The sequence below is a fragment of the Methylobacterium sp. Leaf89 genome (assembly GCF_001422215.1).
Lineage (GTDB): Bacteria > Pseudomonadota > Alphaproteobacteria > Rhizobiales > Beijerinckiaceae > Methylobacterium.
Window position 1 is genome coordinate 1,005,702 of sequence record NZ_LMML01000029.1, and the last position, 15,954, is coordinate 1,021,655.

Below are 15,954 nucleotides of genomic sequence, written 5' to 3' on the forward strand. Positions count from 1 at the left end.
GGAACGGACCATGTCGCGCGGCCGCCCCGAAAGGAAGCGCTTGGCTTTCAACGGGTCTGAAGTGTCAGCCCCGTGACCAACCCGGCAACTCAGCCGTTGCGGAAGGTATAGCTGTAGCCGTTGAGCGCCGGGGCGCCGCCCAGATGGGCGTAGAGCACCTTCGACCCCTTGGGGAAGAAGCCTTTCTGCACGAGGTCGATCATGCCCTGCATCGACTTCCCCTCGTAGACGGGGTCGGTGATCATGCCTTCCAGGCGCGCCGAGAGGCGGATGGCCGCGACCGTCTCCTTCGATGGCACGCCGTAGACCGGATAGGCGTAGTCCGCGTTGAGCACGATGTCGTCGGCCGTGATCGCCGGGGCGCCGATGAGTTCGGCGGTGTTGCGGGCGATCTCCAGCACCTGCGCCTTGGTCTGGGCCGGGGTGCAGGAGGCGTCGATTCCGATGACGTTGCGGGCGCGCCCGTCGGCGGCGAAGCCCACCACCATGCCGGCATGGGTTGAGCCGGTCACGGTGCAAACCACGACGTAGTCGAAGCGGAGACCCATCGCGGCCTCCTGGGCCCGGACCTCCTCGGCGAAGCTGACGAAGCCGAGGCCGCCGAACTTGTGCACCGAGGCGCCGGCCGGGATCGCGTAGGGCTTGCCGCCCTTGGCCTTCACGTCTTCGATGGCCTTCGTCCAGCTCTCGCGGATGCCGATGTCGAAGCCGTCCTCCACGAGCTGGGTCTCCGCGCCCATGATGCGCGACAGCATGATGTTGCCCACCCGGTCGTAGACGGCGTCCTCGTGCGGCACCCAGGCCTCCTGGATCAGCCGGCACTTCATGCCGATCTTGGCCGCCACCGCCGCCACCATGCGGGTGTGGTTGGACTGGACGCCGCCGATGGTCACCAGGGTGTCGGCCCCGCTCGCGATGGCGTCGGGCACGATGTATTCGAGCTTGCGCAGCTTGTTGCCGCCAAAGGCCAGGCCGGAATTGCAGTCCTCGCGCTTGGCGTAGATCAGCACGTCGCCGCCGAGATGGGCGGTCAGGCGGGGCAGGTGCTCGATCGGGGTCGGGCCGAAGGTGAGGGGATAGCGCTCGAATTGCGACAGCATGGGCGGGGTCCTTCGTGGTCAGCCCGGAAACGCTAGCAAAGAGGCTGCGAAAGGTGCTCTCGAAATCGGGGTTCGGATTTTGCAATGTTCGGCTTGCAGCCCGTCGTGACGGACATCGCTTTCGTCGATAGTGCCCCTGGCGAAAGGATCTTCCATGGACGCAGGGCTGGACCGCATGGACCTGAAGATCCTGCGCCTGCTCCAGGCGGACGGGCGCATGGGCAATGCCGAGATCGCCAAGCGGGTGAACACCAGCGCGGCCACCTGCCACCGGCGCATCCAGCGCCTGTTCGACGAGGGCTACGTCCGGGGTGTGCGGGCGCAGATCGCGCCGGAGAAGGTCGGGCGCGGCTCCCTGGTGATGGTGGGCGTGGTGCTGGACCGCTCGACACCGGAGAGCTTCGCCGCCTTCGAGGCCGCGGCCCGGGCCATGCCGATGGTGCTCGACTGCCACCTCGTGGCCGGCGATTTCGACTACTTCCTGAAGATCCGCGTCTCCGACATGGCGGATTTCAACCGCCTCCACAGCGCGACCCTGATCGCCCTGCCGGGAGTCCGCCAGACCCGGACCTTCTTCGTCATGAAGGAGGTGGTCGACAATGCGCCGCTGGACATCTGAGACGCGTGGCGACGGGGTGGTGCGGCTTGTCGGGAAGGCTGCCGCTCCAACAGAGCGGTCCTGTCAGAACCCCGACGGGTTACCCTCCCCCTTGTGGGGAGGGGTCAGGGGTGGGGGTGGCTCCGCTGGCCTCCGCCGGTCGCGGGTCGCCCAACCACCCCCACCTCCAACTCCGCCCCACAAGGGGGAGGAGGGCTGCGTCGCGCTCACGCTTCCAACCACCGATAAAGGTCCACCCCCATGTCCGACCAACCGCAGGGAATTCCGGAGGCCGTGCGCGCGGGGCGTCCGACGGTCTGGTGCAACCCGCATGTCCAGCCGGCCGGCGAGATCCTGCCCGGACTCGCCTTCGGCCTCGCCGAGGTGCGCGACGCGGAGGCGCGCTGGCGCCGGTGCGACCCGCTGCTGAAGGCGCTGTTCCCCGAGCTGGAGACCGGGCGGATCGATTCGCCCCTGCTGCCGCTGGCCCCGGAGGTCGCCGCCCATCTCTGCGGCGGCGAGGCACCGGCCGTCTGGGTGAAGGCCGACCACGACCTGCCGGTGACCGGCTGCATCAAGGCGCGCGGGGGCGTCTACGAGGTGCTGGTCAGCGCCGAGCGGCTGGCCCTGGCGCGGGGCTGGCTGCGCGCGGGCGAGTCCTACGCGCGCCTGGCCGAGCCCGAGATCCGGGCCGCTTTCGGAGCCTTCACCGTGGCGGTGGGCAGCACCGGCAATCTCGGCTTCAGCGTCGGGGTGATGGCCCGCGCGCTCGGCTTTCAGGTCGAGGTCCACATGTCCCACGACGCCAAGGCCTGGAAGAAGCAGCGCCTGCGCGACATCGGGGCCCGGGTGGTGGAGCATGCGGGCGATTACGGCAGCGCGGTCGCGGCGGCGCGGGACGCCTTCGGGGACCGGGCGGACGCGCATTTCGTCGACGACGAGAGCTCGGTCGACCTGTTCCTCGGCTACGCCGCGGCAGCCTTCGACCTGGAGCGCCAGCTGGCGGCGGCCGGCATCCCGGTCGATGCCGCGCATCCCCTGGTGGTCTACCTGCCCTGCGGGGTCGGGGGGGCGCCGGGGGGCGTCACCCTCGGGCTGAAGCTCCTGTTCGGCGACGCGGTGCACTGCGTCTTCGTCGAGCCCGTCGCCGCCCCCTGCATGCTGGTGCAGCTCGCCGCCGGGCTCGACCGGCCGGTCAGCGTCTACGACATCGGCCTCGACAACCGCACCGCCGCCGACGGCCTCGCGGTGTCGAGCGCCTCGCTCCTCGTCGCCGGCACCGTCGGCCCGCTCGTCGCGGGAATCGTCACGGTGACGGATTCCGCGCTCTTCGGCGGGGTCCGCGACCTCTGGCAGCGGGCGGCCCTGCGCCTCGAACCCTCCGCCGCCGCCGCCTTCGCGGCGGTCCGCCCGACGCTCGCGACCCGGCCGGACTGGCGCGACGCCACCCAGGTGGTGTGGACCACCGGCGGGGCGCTCCTGCCCGAGGCGGAGTTCCAGAAGGCGCTGGCGGCCGCAGGGTGAGGGGGTCGGCCGAGGGCAGCTCCATCACCCCCCGTGCCCTCCACCTGAAGCACCCCGTCATCCCGGGGCCGCGCAGCGGAACCCGGGATCCAGAAACACATGTGGTGCAACGACTTGCACTGTCGGCGGCTCTGGATTCCGGGCTCGCCTTCGGCGCCCCGGAATGACGGTGCGGATTTGTCGGCGATCGGAACGCCCGCAGCTAGTCGGGATCGGAGGCAGGCAGGGGCGGCTCCCCCCGTGGCCCTTCGCCCGCATAGGCGTTCAGGATCGATCGCAGCAGGCCCGGGAAGCGGGCCTCTACCTCGTCCCAGCGGGCGTGGTTGCGCATCTCGACCCCGTGGCGCTCGCTGCGGATCAGCCCGGCCTCGCGCAGCACCTTGAAGTGGTTGGAGAGCGAGGATTTCGGGATCACCCGGTCGCCCACCGTCGCGAGCGACGCGCAGGCCTCGACGCAGCCGGCCCGCATGATGTTGGCGAAAATCGCGGCCCGGTTCGGGTCGGCCAGCGCGTGCAGGATCGCACTTGCTTGCAGGTCCTCGGGCGCGGGGTGGAACAGCGGTCTCATGATTTCGACATCTAGGGTCTTGATCTCCGCTTCGGAAGTTCCGAACTTCCGAACTATGGGACGCAAGGCGCCATGGCGGCGCCGGCCCAGGGTCGAAGGATGCTGAGATGTCGAAGCTTCAGGGCAAGGTGGCCGTCGTGACCGGCGCGTCGAAGGGCATCGGCGCGGGAATTGCCACGGCGCTGGCACGGGACGGCGCGGCGGTGGTGGTCAATTACGCCTCGAGCCAGGCGGGCGCGGAGGCGGTGGTGGCGGAGATCACCGCCGCGGGCGGGCGGGCGATCGCGGTGCGGGCGGACGTCTCGAAGCCCGCGGAGGCGCAGGCCCTGATCGCGGCGGCGGTGGCGCAGTTCGGCCGGCTCGACGTGCTGGTCAACAATTCCGGCGTCTACGAATTCGCCGCGATCGAGGAGGTCACGGAGGCGCATTACCGCCGGCTCTTCGACGTCAACGTGCTGGGCGTCCTGCTCGCCTCCGGGGCGGCGGCCAAGCACCTCGGGGAGGGCGGGAGCATCGTCAACATCTCCTCGGCCATCACCCACGTGAGCACCCCGGCCGCCGCGGTCTACAGCGGGACCAAGGGCGCCGTGAACGCGATCTCGGGCGTCCTCGCCAACGAGCTCGCCCCGCGCCGCATCCGGGTCAACACCGTCAGCCCGGGCTACGTGGTCACCGAGGGCACGCACACGGCCGGCATCACCGGCTCGGAGATGGAGGCCGGCTTCGTCGCCCAGACGCCGCTGGGCCGTGCCGGCCACCCGGGCGACATCGCCGACGTCGTCGCCTTCCTGGCCTCGGACGAGGCCCGCTGGCTCACCGGCGAGAACATCACCGCCAGCGGCGGCATCCGCTGAACAGTCCGGCCTCGGGCGCCCCGTAGGGGCATTGCGAGGCCGGCCCGATTAGAGACCCGGCGGCGCCCAGATCGGCAGGGAAGCGGCGTCGACGGCGCGGGGGAGCAGGCCCTCGGCGCGGAAGGCGTCCGCGATGGTCTGCTGCTCGGCGAGGGCGGCGTGGGTGACGGGCTCGACCTGGTAGCTGCGCCGGGCATTCGCCTGCCGGACGATGGCCGGGTCGAGCTTCCACAGGGCGCCGAGGCGGGCGGCGGCGGCGTCCGGGTTGGCCTTCACCCAGGCCCCGGTCTCGCGCAGCTTGCCGAAGAGCAGCGCGAGCACGTCCGCGCGCTGCGTCGCATAGTCGGCGCCGGCGAGGTAGTAGCGCTTGTACTGGGACAGGCCGGTGCCGTCGCGCAGGACGCGGGCGCCGGTCTGCTGCTCGGCCGCCGACAGAAACGGGTCCCAGGCGACCCAGGCCTCGACGCTGCCGCTGGCCAGCGCCGCGCGCCCGTCCGACGGCGTCAGGTAGGCCGGGCTGATCGCCTTGAAGGGCAGTTTCTCGGCCGCGAGGGCGGCCAGGAGCAGGTAGTGGCTGCCGGCCCCCTTGGTCACCGCGACCTTGCGGCCCTTCAGGTCGGCCACCGTCCTGATCGGCGAATCGGCCGCGACCAGGATCGCCTGCGCGGTCGGCGAGGCCGCCTCCTGGGCGATGTAGGCGATCCGCGCCTGGGCGGCCTGGGCGAAGATCGGCACGGTGTCGGCCACATCCGCCGACACGTCGATCTGCCCGGCATTCAGGGCCTCCATGATCGGCAGGCCGCTGGTGAACTCGTGCCACGTGACGGTGACGTTCAGCGGCGCCAGGGCCTTCTCCAGGGCGGATTCCTCCTTCAGCAGGGCGATCAGCGTCGAGGATTTCTGGAAGCCGATGCGGAGCTTGGCCCCCTCGGCGGCCCGGCCGGAGCCGGGGGCGAGGGTCAGGGCGAAAAGGCTGAGCGCGGCGGCGGCGCGCAGCGCGTGGCGGCGATGGATCATGGGGTCTCGTCTCGTCAGGGATGCTTGTGGATGGGGTCGACCCAGTGGACCGTCTCGGGCCGTTCGACGGGCTCGACCTCGGTGATGTTGACCACCACGGCCTCGTTGTCGGAGCGCACGAGGACGCAGTTCAGGGGCTGGTCCGGATCGGCGTTGATCTCCTGGTGCGGCACGTAGGGCGGCACGAAGATGAAATCGCCGGGGCCGGCCTCGGCCACGTATTCGAGCCGGTCGCCCCAGCGCATCCGGGCGCGGCCCGAGACCACGTAGATCACGCTCTCCAGGGCGCCGTGGTGGTGGACGCCGGTCTTGGCGTCGGGGGCGATCGCCACGGTGCCGGCCCAGATCTTCTGGGCGCCGACCCGGGCCTGATTGATCGCCGCCTGCCGGAACATGCCCGGCGTCTGGGCCGTGTTGGCGTCGAGCTTGTCGCCCGGGATCACCCGCACGCCGTCGTGCTTCCAGCGCTCGGCCGCCGCGTGGGCGTGGTCATGGTGGCTGTGGTTATGATCGTGGTCGTCGTCGTGGTCGTGGTCGTGGTCGCCGTGCATGGCTCGCCTCTCGCGCTGGACTTCGCGGCCTATCGTACCGCAGCGGCGCCCGGTTCGAAGCTGCGATCGAGGATCGCCGCGGCCTTCGGCGCGCGGGCCTGCGGGATCAGCCCGGAGCGGACGTAGAGGTCGATGTTGCGCTGCTCGTCGGCGATGACGGCCTCGTCGATCGGCACGGCCCGGTACTGCGCCCGGGCGAACCAGCGCAGGGGCACCGCCTCGGGCAGGCCGATGAGCTTCGACCAGACGGCGGCGTAGGGGGCGGGATCCTTCAGGGCCCAGTCCCGGGCCGCCACGAGACGCCGGCCGAAATCGGCGAGCTGCGCCCGCTTGGTCGTCAGGGCGGCGTCGCTCGCCACCGCGAAGCTCAGGCCCGGGGTGATGCCGTTGCCGTCCCGGACCACCCGGGCGAGGCCGGCGAGCTCGGCGGTGGAGGTGTAAGGCTCCCAGGTCGCCCAGGCGTCGACGCTGCCGCTGGCGAGCGCGATCTTGGCGTCCGCCGGCGGCAGGAAGCGCAGGGTCACGGCGCTGGCCGGCAGGCCCGCCTCTTCGAGGGCCGCGAGCACGACCTGATGGCCGATGGAGCCGCGATTGGTGGCGATGCTCTTCCCCTTCAGGTCCGCGACCGTCCGGATCGGCGAATCCTTCGCCACCAGGATGGCGAGGCCGTCCTGCCGGTTGCGGAAGGCGAGGTACGCCTTCACCGGAACCCCGGCGGCGGCCGCGAAGGTGAAGGGCGCGTCGCCCACCCCGCCGGCATCGATCGCCCCGGCATTCAGCGCCTCCAGCAGGGGCGCTGCGGCGGGAAACTCGCTCCAGTCGAGGCGGTAGGGCAGGTCGGCCAGCACGCCGGCCGCCTCCATCAGGGCGCGGGCATTGCCGCGCTGGTCGCCGACGCGCAACACGGCGTCGTCGGCGCGGGCGAGACCGGCGAGGGCCAGAAGCGCTAGGGCCGCGAGACGAAACCGCATCACGCCGCCTCCGCCCGGGGACCGCGCCGGGCCAGCAGCCGGCGCACCGCCGGGATCAGGTCGCGGCCATACGCGAGGGCGTCCTCCAGGGGGTCGAAGCCCCGGATCAGGAAGGTGCGCACGCCGAGGTCGTGATAGGCCAGCAGCGCCTCGGCGACCTGCTCGGGCGTGCCGACCAGGGCTGTGGAATTGCCGGACGCCCCGGTCTCCCGGGCGATGGCGGTGTAGAGCCGCGTGTCGAGGCGGTTCCCTTGCGCCGCTGCGGCCAGGAGGCGGCGCGAACCCTCGTTCTCCGGGGTCGCCGCCGGGCCGAGCCCCTGCGCGGCCCGGGTAGCGCGGGTCCGGGCCAGGATGTCCTCCGCCCGGGCCCAAGCGGCCTCCTCGGTGTCGGCCAGGATCGGCCGGAACGACAGGCTGAAGCGTGGGGACCGCCCATGAGGCGCCGCCGCGGCGCGGACCGTCCGAATCGCCTCGCGGACCTGATCCAGGCTCTCGCCCCAGAGGGCGTAGGTGTCGGCGTGCCGGCCCGCCACCGCGATGGCGGCCGGCGAGGCGCCGCCGAAATAGACCGGGATGCCACGCGGATCGACCGGCTTCACCTCGGAGAAACCGCCCGCCACCCGGTAATGCGCGCCGGCGAAATCGAAGGGGCGCGCGGCGGTCCAGACCTGCCGGGCGATGGCCAGGAACTCGTCGGTGCGCGCGTAGCGCTGGTCCTTGGTCAGGTGGTCGCCGTCCCGGGCCAGCTCGCGGTCGTCGCCGCCGCTGATCGCGTGGAGCGCGACGCGCCCGCCGGTGAGCTGGTCGAGGGTGGCGAACTGGCGCGCCGCCACGGTGGGCGCGGTGAAGCCCGTGCGGTGGGCGATCATCAGGCCGATGCGCTCCGTCACCGCCGCGACCTGCGCCGCGAGCAGGAGCGCGTCGGGCGCCGTGGCGTAGAAGGCCACCAGGATGCGGTCGAACCCGCCCCATTCATGGGCCTGGGCCAGCAGGCGCAGGTAGTCCCGGTCGATGGCCGGGCCCGTAGGCGCGTGGATCTCCGACTGTTCGCGGGGGGCGGCGAAGCCGATGAACTCGACGGCGTCCGGTTCGAGGAAGCTCATGACGTCCCTCTCAAGGGTATGTGTCGGCGACGGGCGGCCGGGCGCGGCCAGGACTCGCCGAGCCACCTCCATCGTCCCGTTCACTGCCCCGCGAGTCAACGAGAACGTTCTTTTTAAAGAACCGACCAACGGAGGAGACCATCCCACGCCGCATCGGCATCCTGGAATATCCTGCGTCTATGCTCACCGCAGCCTCCGTTTCGGCGGAATTCGCCGCATGCCTCCCGACCGCGTCGTCGCCGGAATACGCGCTTGTTCTCTAAAACGAACGTCCGTAAGAGCCCGGTGGAGTACCACCCGGGAGCCCATCGCCATGATCTCCACCCACCGGCCGCTTCCCATCGCGATCATTGGCGGCGGCTTCAGCGGCTTGATGGCGGCGGAGCAGCTGCTTCGCGCGCTGCCGGTGGACCGCCCCGTGCTGCTCTGCGAAAGCAGCCGCCCCTTCGGCCTCGGGCTCGCCTACGCCACCCCCAACCCGGACCATCTCCTGAACCTCCGGGCGAGCCAGATGAGCGCCGACCCGGAGCGGCCCGAGGACTTTGCGGACTGGCTGGCATGCACGCCCCTGGGTGCGGCGGAGCGGCAGGGAATTCGCGAGACCGAGGCCGGCACCTTTGCGGCGCGCGGGCTCTACGGTCGCTACCTCGCCGAGCGCTGGGACCGCGTGGCGGCCGGGGCCGGCGACCGGCTGATCCCCCTGCGCGCGGCGATCCGCGACGTGGAGCCGGTGCCGGAGGGCTTCCGGCTGCACGGCGCGGGCGTGCCGCCCCGGGTCGTGGCGGGCTTGGTCCTGGCGATGGGCAACCTTCCGGGCCCGGCGCTCGCGCCGGCCCGGCACCGGCTCGATCCGTGGCACCCGGAGGCGTTCGGCACCCTCGACCCGGCGCGCGACGTGCTGGTGATCGGCACGGGCCTGACCATGATGGATTCGGTGGCGGCCCTGCGCCGCGAAGGGTTCGCCGGCCGCATCGTCGCCGTGTCCCGCCGGGGGCTGCTGCCGAAGCCCCACGCCGCCGTCCCGGCGGGCCGGCGGCCCGACTTCACTCCCGAGATCCGCGGCTCGGCGCGCAAACTCGTCGCCGCCATCCGTCGTGCGATCACGACGGCCCGGGAGGCCGGCGACGACTGGCGCGGGGTCATCGACGCCCTGCGCCCGATCACCGACGCCCTCTGGGCCGGGCTGCCGCGGGCCGAGCAGGCCCGGATGCTGCGCCATGTTCGCCCCTACTGGGACGTGCACCGCCACCGCACGGCGCCCCCGGCGGCGGAGGCGATCGCGGCCGAAATCCGCAGCGGCGGCCTCGTGGTCCGGGCCGGGCGCATCCTCGCCATCGCCGAGGCGCCGGATGGGGCGGTGGTGACGCTGCGCCCGCGCGGCACCGACGGACGCGAGCGGATCGCGGTCCAGGGCATCCTCGACGCCACCGGCTTCAGCCGGCTCGCCGAGACCGACGACCCGCTGATCCGCAACCTGCTGGCGCGCGGCCTCGTCCGGCCCGGCCCGTTCGGCCTCGGGATCGCGGCGAGCCCCGGGGGCCGGGTCGCGGGCGCGCCGCACGACGCCCCGATCTGGGCCTTCGGGCCGATGCTGCGCGGCGTGGTCTGGGAATGCATCGCCGTGCCGGACATCCGCGACGCGGCCCGCCCCCTGGCCCGGGCGGTGGCGGACCAGCTCGGCGACCGCCTGGCCGCCTGAGCCTTTCGCCGAAACGGTCTTCGGTGCGACGCCCCTCTCCGCCGCGCCGGATCTTTGGGAGCACATTCCCGGGCGATGCGGCTATCCTCTCTTCCATCGGCCGCACGGATACGCCGACGATCGGAGCCGACGCCATGAGCCAGCCGTCCCAGCATCACCGTCGCCGCACCTTCCGCCCCGCCCCCTGTCGCCGCTGCGTAGGACGCGACGCGACGCAGACAGGGCAACAGTTCGGCGGGGATGACGACCATGAGCTTTCACACCACAGGCTTTGAGCCGACCGGGGCCGCGAACCCCGCGATCCTGGCCGGACCGCACAACGTCCGGCGAAGCTACGGCCGGGCGGCCGCCGCCGCGGCGATCGAGAACGGGCTCCTGCCGCAGGAACTCGCGGAGGTCCTGGCCGGCCGCAGCGTGGTCGAGGCCTTTCCGGTCGCCTGGCGCGAGAGCGTGTCGGACTACGCCGACCGGGCCGTCGCCGAGATGATGGTGGCCTATCTGAGCCAGCCCGTCGCCTGAGGAGCGGGCGCGTCGACGGCCGCCCGGCGCATCCCTATCCGGCCGTCCTCCGGGCGCGGGTATGCAGCAGGTTGAGGATCAGCGCGGTCCAGCCCGTCTGGTGCGAGGCGCCGAGGCCGCGGCCGGTGTCGCCGTCGAAGAACTCGTGGAACAGCAGGGCCTCCTCGGCGCCGGGAGCGGGCGGGATCGGCGGCCGGTCGCCGAAGGCCGGGCGGCGGCCCTCCGCATCCTTGGTGAACAGGGCGATCAGCCGGTCCTCCAGGGCGTCCGCGATGGCGGCCAGGGTCCGGTGGTCGCCGGAGCCGGTGGGGTACTCCACCAGGAAGTCGTCGCCATAATAGGTGTGGAAGCGGCGCAGGGCCTCGATGATGAGGTAGTTCATCGGCATCCAGACCGGCCCGCGCCAGTTCGAGTTGCCGCCGAACATGTTCGAGGTGGAATCCGCCGGGTCGTAGCGCACCGTGAAGGAGGCGCCGAACTCGTTCAGCGCGTAGGGCTGGTCCCGGTGGGCCTTCGACAGGGAGCGGATGCCGTGGGCCGAGAGGAACTCGGCCTCGTCGAGCATCCGGCGCAGGAGCGCCTTCATCCGGTGGCCGCGCAGGAGCGACAGCAGCTTGCGGTCCTGCACGCCGCCCTCGTCCCAGCGGGAGACGAGGCAGGCGAGGTGGGGGCGGTGCTCCAGGAGCCAGTTCAGGCGCCGGGCGAAATCGGGCAGGCGCTGGAGCACCCAGGGCTCGATCACCTCGACGGCGAAGAGCGGCACCAGGCCGACCACCGAGCGGACCCGCAGGGGCAGCATGCCGCCGCCCGGGATGTCGACCTCGTCGTAGTAGAACGCGTCCTCCTCGTCCCAGAGGCCGAAGCCCTCGCCGCCCATGTCGGTCATCGCCTCGGCGATGAGGAGGAAGTGCTCGAAGAACTTCGAGGCGGTGCTCTCGTAGACGTCGTTGTGGAGCGCCAGCTCGAGGGCGATGCGCATCATGTTGAGGGCGTACATCGCCATCCAGGCGGTGCCGTCGGCCTGGTGGATGCGGCCGAAGCCCGGCGGCGGGCGCGAGCGGTCGAACACCCCGACATTGTCGAGGCCGAGGAATCCGCCCTGGAAGACGTTGCGGCCGTCCGCGTCCTTGCGGTTCACCCACCAGGTGAAGTTGATGAGGAGCTTGTGGAACACGCCCTCCAGGAAGGCGAGGTCGCCGCGCCCGCCCCGCCGGTCCCGGTCGATCTCGAAGACCCGGTAGGTGGCCCAGGCATGGACCGGCGGGTTGGCGTCGCCGAACTCCCACTCGTAGGCCGGCAGCTGGCCGTTCGGGTGCATGTACCATTCGCGGGTGAGGAGCAGGAGCTGCTTCTTCGCGAAGTCCGGATCGAGCAGCGCCAACGGCAGGCAGTGGAAGGCGAGGTCCCAGGCGGCGAACCAGGGATATTCCCACTTGTCCGGCATCGAGAGCACGTCCGCTCCGGCGAAGTGGCGCCAATGCGCGTTGCGGCCGTTGTCGCGCTCCTTGGGCGGCACCGGCTGGAGGGGGTCGCCCTTGAGCCAGAGCCGGACGTCGTAGGCATAGAGCTGCTTCGACCAGATCAGGCCGGCGGCGGCCTGCCGGTAGATGGCGCGGGAATCGGCATCCCCGATGCCGTCCTGCAGCGCCTCGTAGAAGGCGTCCGCCTCCGCGATCCGGCGATGGACGATGGTGCCCTCGCGGTCGACGGGGCGCAGGCGCGGGCCGGCCGCGAGACGTAAGGTCACCCGGGTGGTCTCGCCCGGTTCCAACTGGCGGAAGTAGTGCAGTCCGAGCTTGGTGCCGGCATCGCGCCGCACGGCCCCGTCGTCGCCGTCCACGATCGCCGCGTGCAGGCCGTCCTTGAACGGGCCCGGAGCGTCGGGTTCCCAGCCGTGCAGGCGCAGGTTGGTGTCGTTCTCGCAGAACAGCGGGTCGGGATAGCCGTCGAAACTGAGGCGGTAGAGCCCGAGGCGGGGGTGCTCGCAGGCGATGCCGCCGTCGGGGCGCAGGGTGAGGGCCGGGCGCCGGTGCGCCGCCGCCTCGCACCAGGACCAGGTGTTGCGGAACCAGATCTGCGGGATGATGTGCAGGTCCGCCGTCTCGGGGCCGCGGTTCACCGCCGTGATCACCACGTGGATGTCCTCGACGTCCTCCTTGGCGTATTCCACCGTGACGTCGAAGAAGCGGTTCTCGGCGAACAGCCCGGTGTCCTCGATCTCGTATTCCGGCTGGTCACGGCCGCGCTGCAGCCCCTCGCGCACGAGGTCGTCGTAGGGGTAGGGCCCCTGCGGGTAGCGGTAGAGGAACTTCAGGTAGGCGTGGCTCGGGACCGCATCGAGGTAGTGGTAGACCTCCTTGACGTCCTCGCCGTGGTTGCCCTCCTCGTTGGCGAGGCCGAACAGGCGCTCCTTCAGGATGTGGTCGCGCCCGTTCCAGAGGGCGAGGGCGAGGCACATCTGCCCGCGCTCGTCGCAGAGGCCGGCGAGCCCGTCCTCACCCCAGCGATAGGCCCGCGAGCGCGCCTCGTCGTGCGGCAGCGAGCGCCAGGCATTGCCGTCCCGGCTGTAATCCTCCCGCACGGTGCCCCATTGGCGCTCGCTGAGATACGGGCCCCACAGGGACCAGGGCCGCTCGCCGCGCCCCTGCTCGGCGATGCGGCGGCGCTCGGCCCAGCCGTCGAGCTCGCTCATACCCGCCTCACGGTGCCGCGCGCCGCCGTCCCGGTCCGGGGCGGGGCAGGGCGGGCGGAGGGGTCGGCGGTGGGGCGGGGCGGGAGGAGGGCGATCATCAGGTCCGGGGGACTTCGGGGCAGGGGACTTCGGGGCGGGGAATTTCGGAACGGGAGGCGGCTCAGATGCATCATCAGCGCCAAGCCGGCCAGACGCCGTGCCGTTTTCGCATCCGCGGACCCGGGCCCCGGAGGTCACCACATCGTCTGGCGCGCCCGCTCGGCCCAGGACGCGTCGTAGGCCTCGCCGCCGACGCGCCCCCCGCTCAACCCGGCCAGGATCTCGCCGGGGCTCGGCAGGGTCTTCGGATCGACGTGGCTGTCCGGGCGCCACAGGCCCGAGCGGATCAACGCGCGGGCGCATTGGAAGTAGACCTCGCCCACGGTGATCACGAGGGCGGTGCGCGGCGCCTTGCCGTCCACCGCGAAGCTGGCGAGCAGGGTCGGATCGTCATCCACCACGGCCCGGCCGTTGACCCGCAGGGCGTTGCCGATGCCCGGGATGAGGAACATCAGCCCCACCCGCGGGTCGCGCACGACGTTGCGCAGGCTGTCGATCCGATTGTTCCCGCGCCGGTCCGGCAGGATCAGGGTCCGGGGGTCGGCGACGCGCACGAAGCCCGGGACATCGCCGCGCGGCGAGCAGTCCAGCCCCTCCGGGCCCACGGTGGCCAGGGCGAGGAAGGGTGCGACCGCGAGGAAGCGCCCGTAATCCGGGGTGATGTGGTCGGCGACCTTGGTGGTCGAGGCCTCCCCGACGGCCCCGGGGGCTCCGTAGATGCGCTCCAGCTTTTCGATCGTCTCGACGGCCGCCATCGGGTTTCCTGTTTCTTCCTGGTGATCTGTACGCGCGAAACCTGGCCTTTCATGAAGACGCCTCGTGACGCCGCTGTGTCCGGCGCGACACGGGTCGGCTTTGTCGGTACGACCACCGGCACCGGACGGGGCGGGCCGCGTTGCCCGCTCGCAGCCGCATCCATCCGCACCGGAGACCCGCCCCATGACCCTCAAGATCCTCGCCGCCTCGGCCCTCGTCCTGGCGAGCCTCGGCCCGGTCCAGGCGCAAGGCCTCGTCCAGGGCGCGCAGGAAGGGGCCGCACGGGGCGAGATGGCGGCCGGCCCCCTCGGCGCGGTGGTGGGCGGCGCGATCGGCGCCGCCGTCGGCACGGCCAACGGCATCCTCGGCGTCGATCGGCGCGAGCGCTTCCGGATCTACGCCAGCGCCGAACGGCGCCCGTCCTACGCCTATCAGGGCACCGTCCGGGTCGGCGCCGTGCTGCCCGAGGACGGCGTGGTCTACTACGACGTCCCGTCCGAATTCGCGCTGAAGGGCTACAACTACACCATCGTCAACGACCACCCGGTGCTGGTCGAGCCGGGCACCCGCCGCGTGGTCGAAGTCATCGACTGACCCGCGCCGGAGCGCGTCGGCCGAACAGGCCCGAACGGTACCTGCGGGGAGGGGCCGGCCGCGATGGGGGAATCAGGCGGCGAGGCGGCTGTCCGCCTCCCGCAGGAGCGGGATGGCCGCCGCGGGGGCGGAGGGCTTCGGCCGCCACGCCGCGTCGAAGCTGAGGAGGGCGGCCCGGACCTCGTCCAGGCACGAGGGCTCCCCTTCCGCCATGCCCTCGGAGGCCGCCACCTCCTTGAGGTGTTCGTCCCAGGCCCAGCGCCGCAGGATCTCCCGCTTGACGCCGCGCATCAGGCGCGGGTGCTCGAGGACGGCCCGGACGGTGCCGAACACCGCGGCCGGGTTGACGAGCGCACGCTCCCAGTCCGGGTCGCGGCGTCCAGGGTCCGGCGCTACGGGCGGCGACCTGTGTCCGACGGCGAGGATGGTGTCACGCATGGGGGTCTCGCGCTCCAATCAGGCACCGAGCGGCGCCGCGGCCTGCACCGCGACGCTGGCGGCGAGGATCACCAGGGCCACATCCCAGGCGGTCACATGCCAGGCGGTGACGTCCCAGGACCTCCCGCGCCGGGTATCGCCGGGTGCGTCGTCCCCGGTGATCGCCACGGCGAGCCAGACATAGCCGGTGCCCGTGAGGAGCCCTGCCAGGATCGCGCCCGCCAGGGCCGGCCCGGCCAGCCACACCCGCAGGAGCACGGCGAGCCCGACGCAAAGGCCTGTTGTGACGACCCCATCGACGAGGCGCGTCGCGTCGGCGCCGTGCCACGGCAGCCTGGCCCGGCGGTGCCCGTCCGGCCGATGGGGCGGGCTTTTCAGCGGAAAGGTCGGCATGCCGCACCTCCGCCCTCAGTTCAGGCCGTCCGCCCCAGCGGCCTCGCCCGCCTGGCCGTCGCGGGCGCAGATCCCCGCCACCGGCACCGCGTCTAGGGCCTGGAGCGCGGCCATCACCGCGTCGAGGGGCACCGGCTCGGCCCGGCAGCCCTCGAGGCAGCGCAGGGCCGGGCAGGACTCGACGGCGCGCGAATCCGAGGCCCAGGAGGCCAGGACGGCGCGCTTCTCGGCGAGCGACAGGCCCGGATAGGTCAGCACCTCGCGCGGGTGCCGGAAGACGTCGCCCGGCGCGACGAAGGCCTCGAACGGATCGACGGCCGTCGCCCGGAGGGTCGCCGAGGCCAGCGGCCCCAGGCGCTCGATGGTCGTGTCCAGCAACTGCATGACATCCTCCTCTTCGTGAGCAACGGTGTTTCGGTGAACCGGAATCTCTTCGGAACTGCGGGATCGGCGGGCGCGACCCGAGGGTCCGCGCCCG

General features: G+C 72.1%; 17 protein-coding genes. 6 read left to right on the forward strand and 11 right to left on the reverse strand.

Annotation, left to right across the window (positions count from 1 at the left end):
- Positions 1–89 precede the first annotated feature (89 nt).
- Positions 90–1,100, reverse strand: coding sequence for a 1-aminocyclopropane-1-carboxylate deaminase (locus ASF18_RS20040; protein ID WP_056354373.1), 1,011 nt, complete (start codon positions 1,098–1,100; stop codon positions 90–92).
- 154 nt (positions 1,101–1,254) lie between these two features.
- On the opposite strand from ASF18_RS20040, the gene ASF18_RS20045 reads away from it, so the two are divergent.
- A complete protein-coding gene (locus ASF18_RS20045) occupies positions 1,255–1,719 on the forward strand; it encodes an Lrp/AsnC family transcriptional regulator (protein ID WP_055953482.1) in 465 nt (154 codons plus the stop codon).
- 240 nt (positions 1,720–1,959) lie between these two features.
- On the forward strand, positions 1,960–3,222 hold the full coding sequence (locus tag ASF18_RS20050) for a D-serine ammonia-lyase (protein ID WP_056354376.1): 1,263 nt from the start codon (positions 1,960–1,962) through the stop codon (positions 3,220–3,222).
- A gap of 202 nt (positions 3,223–3,424) precedes the next feature.
- Here ASF18_RS20050 and ASF18_RS20055 read toward each other — a convergent pair whose 3' ends face one another.
- Entirely contained in the window at positions 3,425–3,790 is a 366-nt protein-coding gene (locus ASF18_RS20055) for a helix-turn-helix domain-containing protein (RefSeq protein WP_056272218.1), read from the reverse strand.
- Positions 3,791–3,897: 107 nt separating this feature from the next.
- On the opposite strand from ASF18_RS20055, the gene ASF18_RS20060 reads away from it, so the two are divergent.
- Positions 3,898–4,644, forward strand: a complete 747-nt coding sequence (locus tag ASF18_RS20060; protein WP_056354379.1) for a glucose 1-dehydrogenase — start codon at positions 3,898–3,900, stop codon at positions 4,642–4,644.
- A gap of 48 nt (positions 4,645–4,692) precedes the next feature.
- Here ASF18_RS20060 and ASF18_RS20065 read toward each other — a convergent pair whose 3' ends face one another.
- From ASF18_RS20065 to ASF18_RS20080, 4 genes are read right to left on the reverse strand one after another with little or no spacing between them, the layout of a single operon-like run.
- Complete coding sequence (locus ASF18_RS20065) at positions 4,693–5,661, reverse strand: aliphatic sulfonate ABC transporter substrate-binding protein (protein ID WP_056354382.1); 969 nt, start codon at positions 5,659–5,661, stop codon at positions 4,693–4,695.
- 14 nt (positions 5,662–5,675) lie between these two features.
- Complete coding sequence (locus ASF18_RS20070; RefSeq protein ID WP_056354384.1) at positions 5,676–6,212, reverse strand: cupin domain-containing protein; 537 nt, start codon at positions 6,210–6,212, stop codon at positions 5,676–5,678.
- 29 nt (positions 6,213–6,241) lie between these two features.
- The gene (locus tag ASF18_RS20075) at positions 6,242–7,183 is read right to left on the reverse strand and encodes an ABC transporter substrate-binding protein (protein WP_056354387.1); all 942 of its coding nucleotides are present in this window, start codon (positions 7,181–7,183) and stop codon (positions 6,242–6,244) included.
- Positions 7,183–8,286 (reverse strand): LLM class flavin-dependent oxidoreductase, encoded by a 1,104-nt coding sequence (locus ASF18_RS20080; RefSeq protein ID WP_056354390.1) that lies wholly within the window; start codon positions 8,284–8,286, stop codon positions 7,183–7,185. Before ASF18_RS20080 ends, ASF18_RS20075 begins: the two co-directional genes overlap by 1 nt.
- 313 nt (positions 8,287–8,599) lie before the next feature.
- Between ASF18_RS20080 and ASF18_RS20085 the strand changes: the two genes are divergently transcribed.
- Positions 8,600–9,985 carry an FAD/NAD(P)-binding protein gene (locus ASF18_RS20085; RefSeq protein ID WP_056354393.1) on the forward strand — a complete coding sequence of 462 codons (1,386 nt, stop codon included), beginning with the start codon at positions 8,600–8,602 and terminating at the stop codon, positions 9,983–9,985.
- Positions 9,986–10,234: 249 nt separating this feature from the next.
- Positions 10,235–10,504, forward strand: coding sequence for a hypothetical protein (locus ASF18_RS20090; protein ID WP_056354396.1), 270 nt, complete (start codon positions 10,235–10,237; stop codon positions 10,502–10,504).
- Positions 10,505–10,538: 34 nt separating this feature from the next.
- Here the strand turns inward: ASF18_RS20090 and ASF18_RS20095 are convergent, their stop codons facing one another.
- Positions 10,539–13,196, reverse strand: coding sequence for a glucosidase (locus tag ASF18_RS20095; protein ID WP_056354399.1), 2,658 nt, complete (start codon positions 13,194–13,196; stop codon positions 10,539–10,541).
- 233 nt (positions 13,197–13,429) lie between these two features.
- Entirely contained in the window at positions 13,430–14,050 is a 621-nt protein-coding gene (locus ASF18_RS20100; protein ID WP_056354401.1) for a pyridoxamine 5'-phosphate oxidase family protein, read from the reverse strand.
- 184 nt (positions 14,051–14,234) lie between these two features.
- On the opposite strand from ASF18_RS20100, the gene ASF18_RS20105 reads away from it, so the two are divergent.
- Complete coding sequence (locus ASF18_RS20105; RefSeq protein WP_056354404.1) at positions 14,235–14,645, forward strand: DUF1236 domain-containing protein; 411 nt, start codon at positions 14,235–14,237, stop codon at positions 14,643–14,645.
- Between the two features lie 72 nt (positions 14,646–14,717).
- On the opposite strand, the gene ASF18_RS20110 is transcribed toward ASF18_RS20105, so the two are convergent.
- From ASF18_RS20110 to ASF18_RS20120, 3 genes are read right to left on the reverse strand one after another with little or no spacing between them, the layout of a single operon-like run.
- Complete coding sequence (locus ASF18_RS20110) at positions 14,718–15,083, reverse strand: hypothetical protein (RefSeq protein WP_200917656.1); 366 nt, start codon at positions 15,081–15,083, stop codon at positions 14,718–14,720.
- Positions 15,084–15,101: 18 nt separating this feature from the next.
- Positions 15,102–15,476: a hypothetical protein gene (locus ASF18_RS20115; protein WP_056354407.1), complete on the reverse strand. Its 375-nt coding sequence runs from the start codon at positions 15,474–15,476 to the stop codon at positions 15,102–15,104.
- A gap of 15 nt (positions 15,477–15,491) precedes the next feature.
- The gene (locus ASF18_RS20120; protein ID WP_348271405.1) at positions 15,492–15,860 is read right to left on the reverse strand and encodes a hypothetical protein; all 369 of its coding nucleotides are present in this window, start codon (positions 15,858–15,860) and stop codon (positions 15,492–15,494) included.
- Positions 15,861–15,954 lie beyond the last annotated feature (94 nt).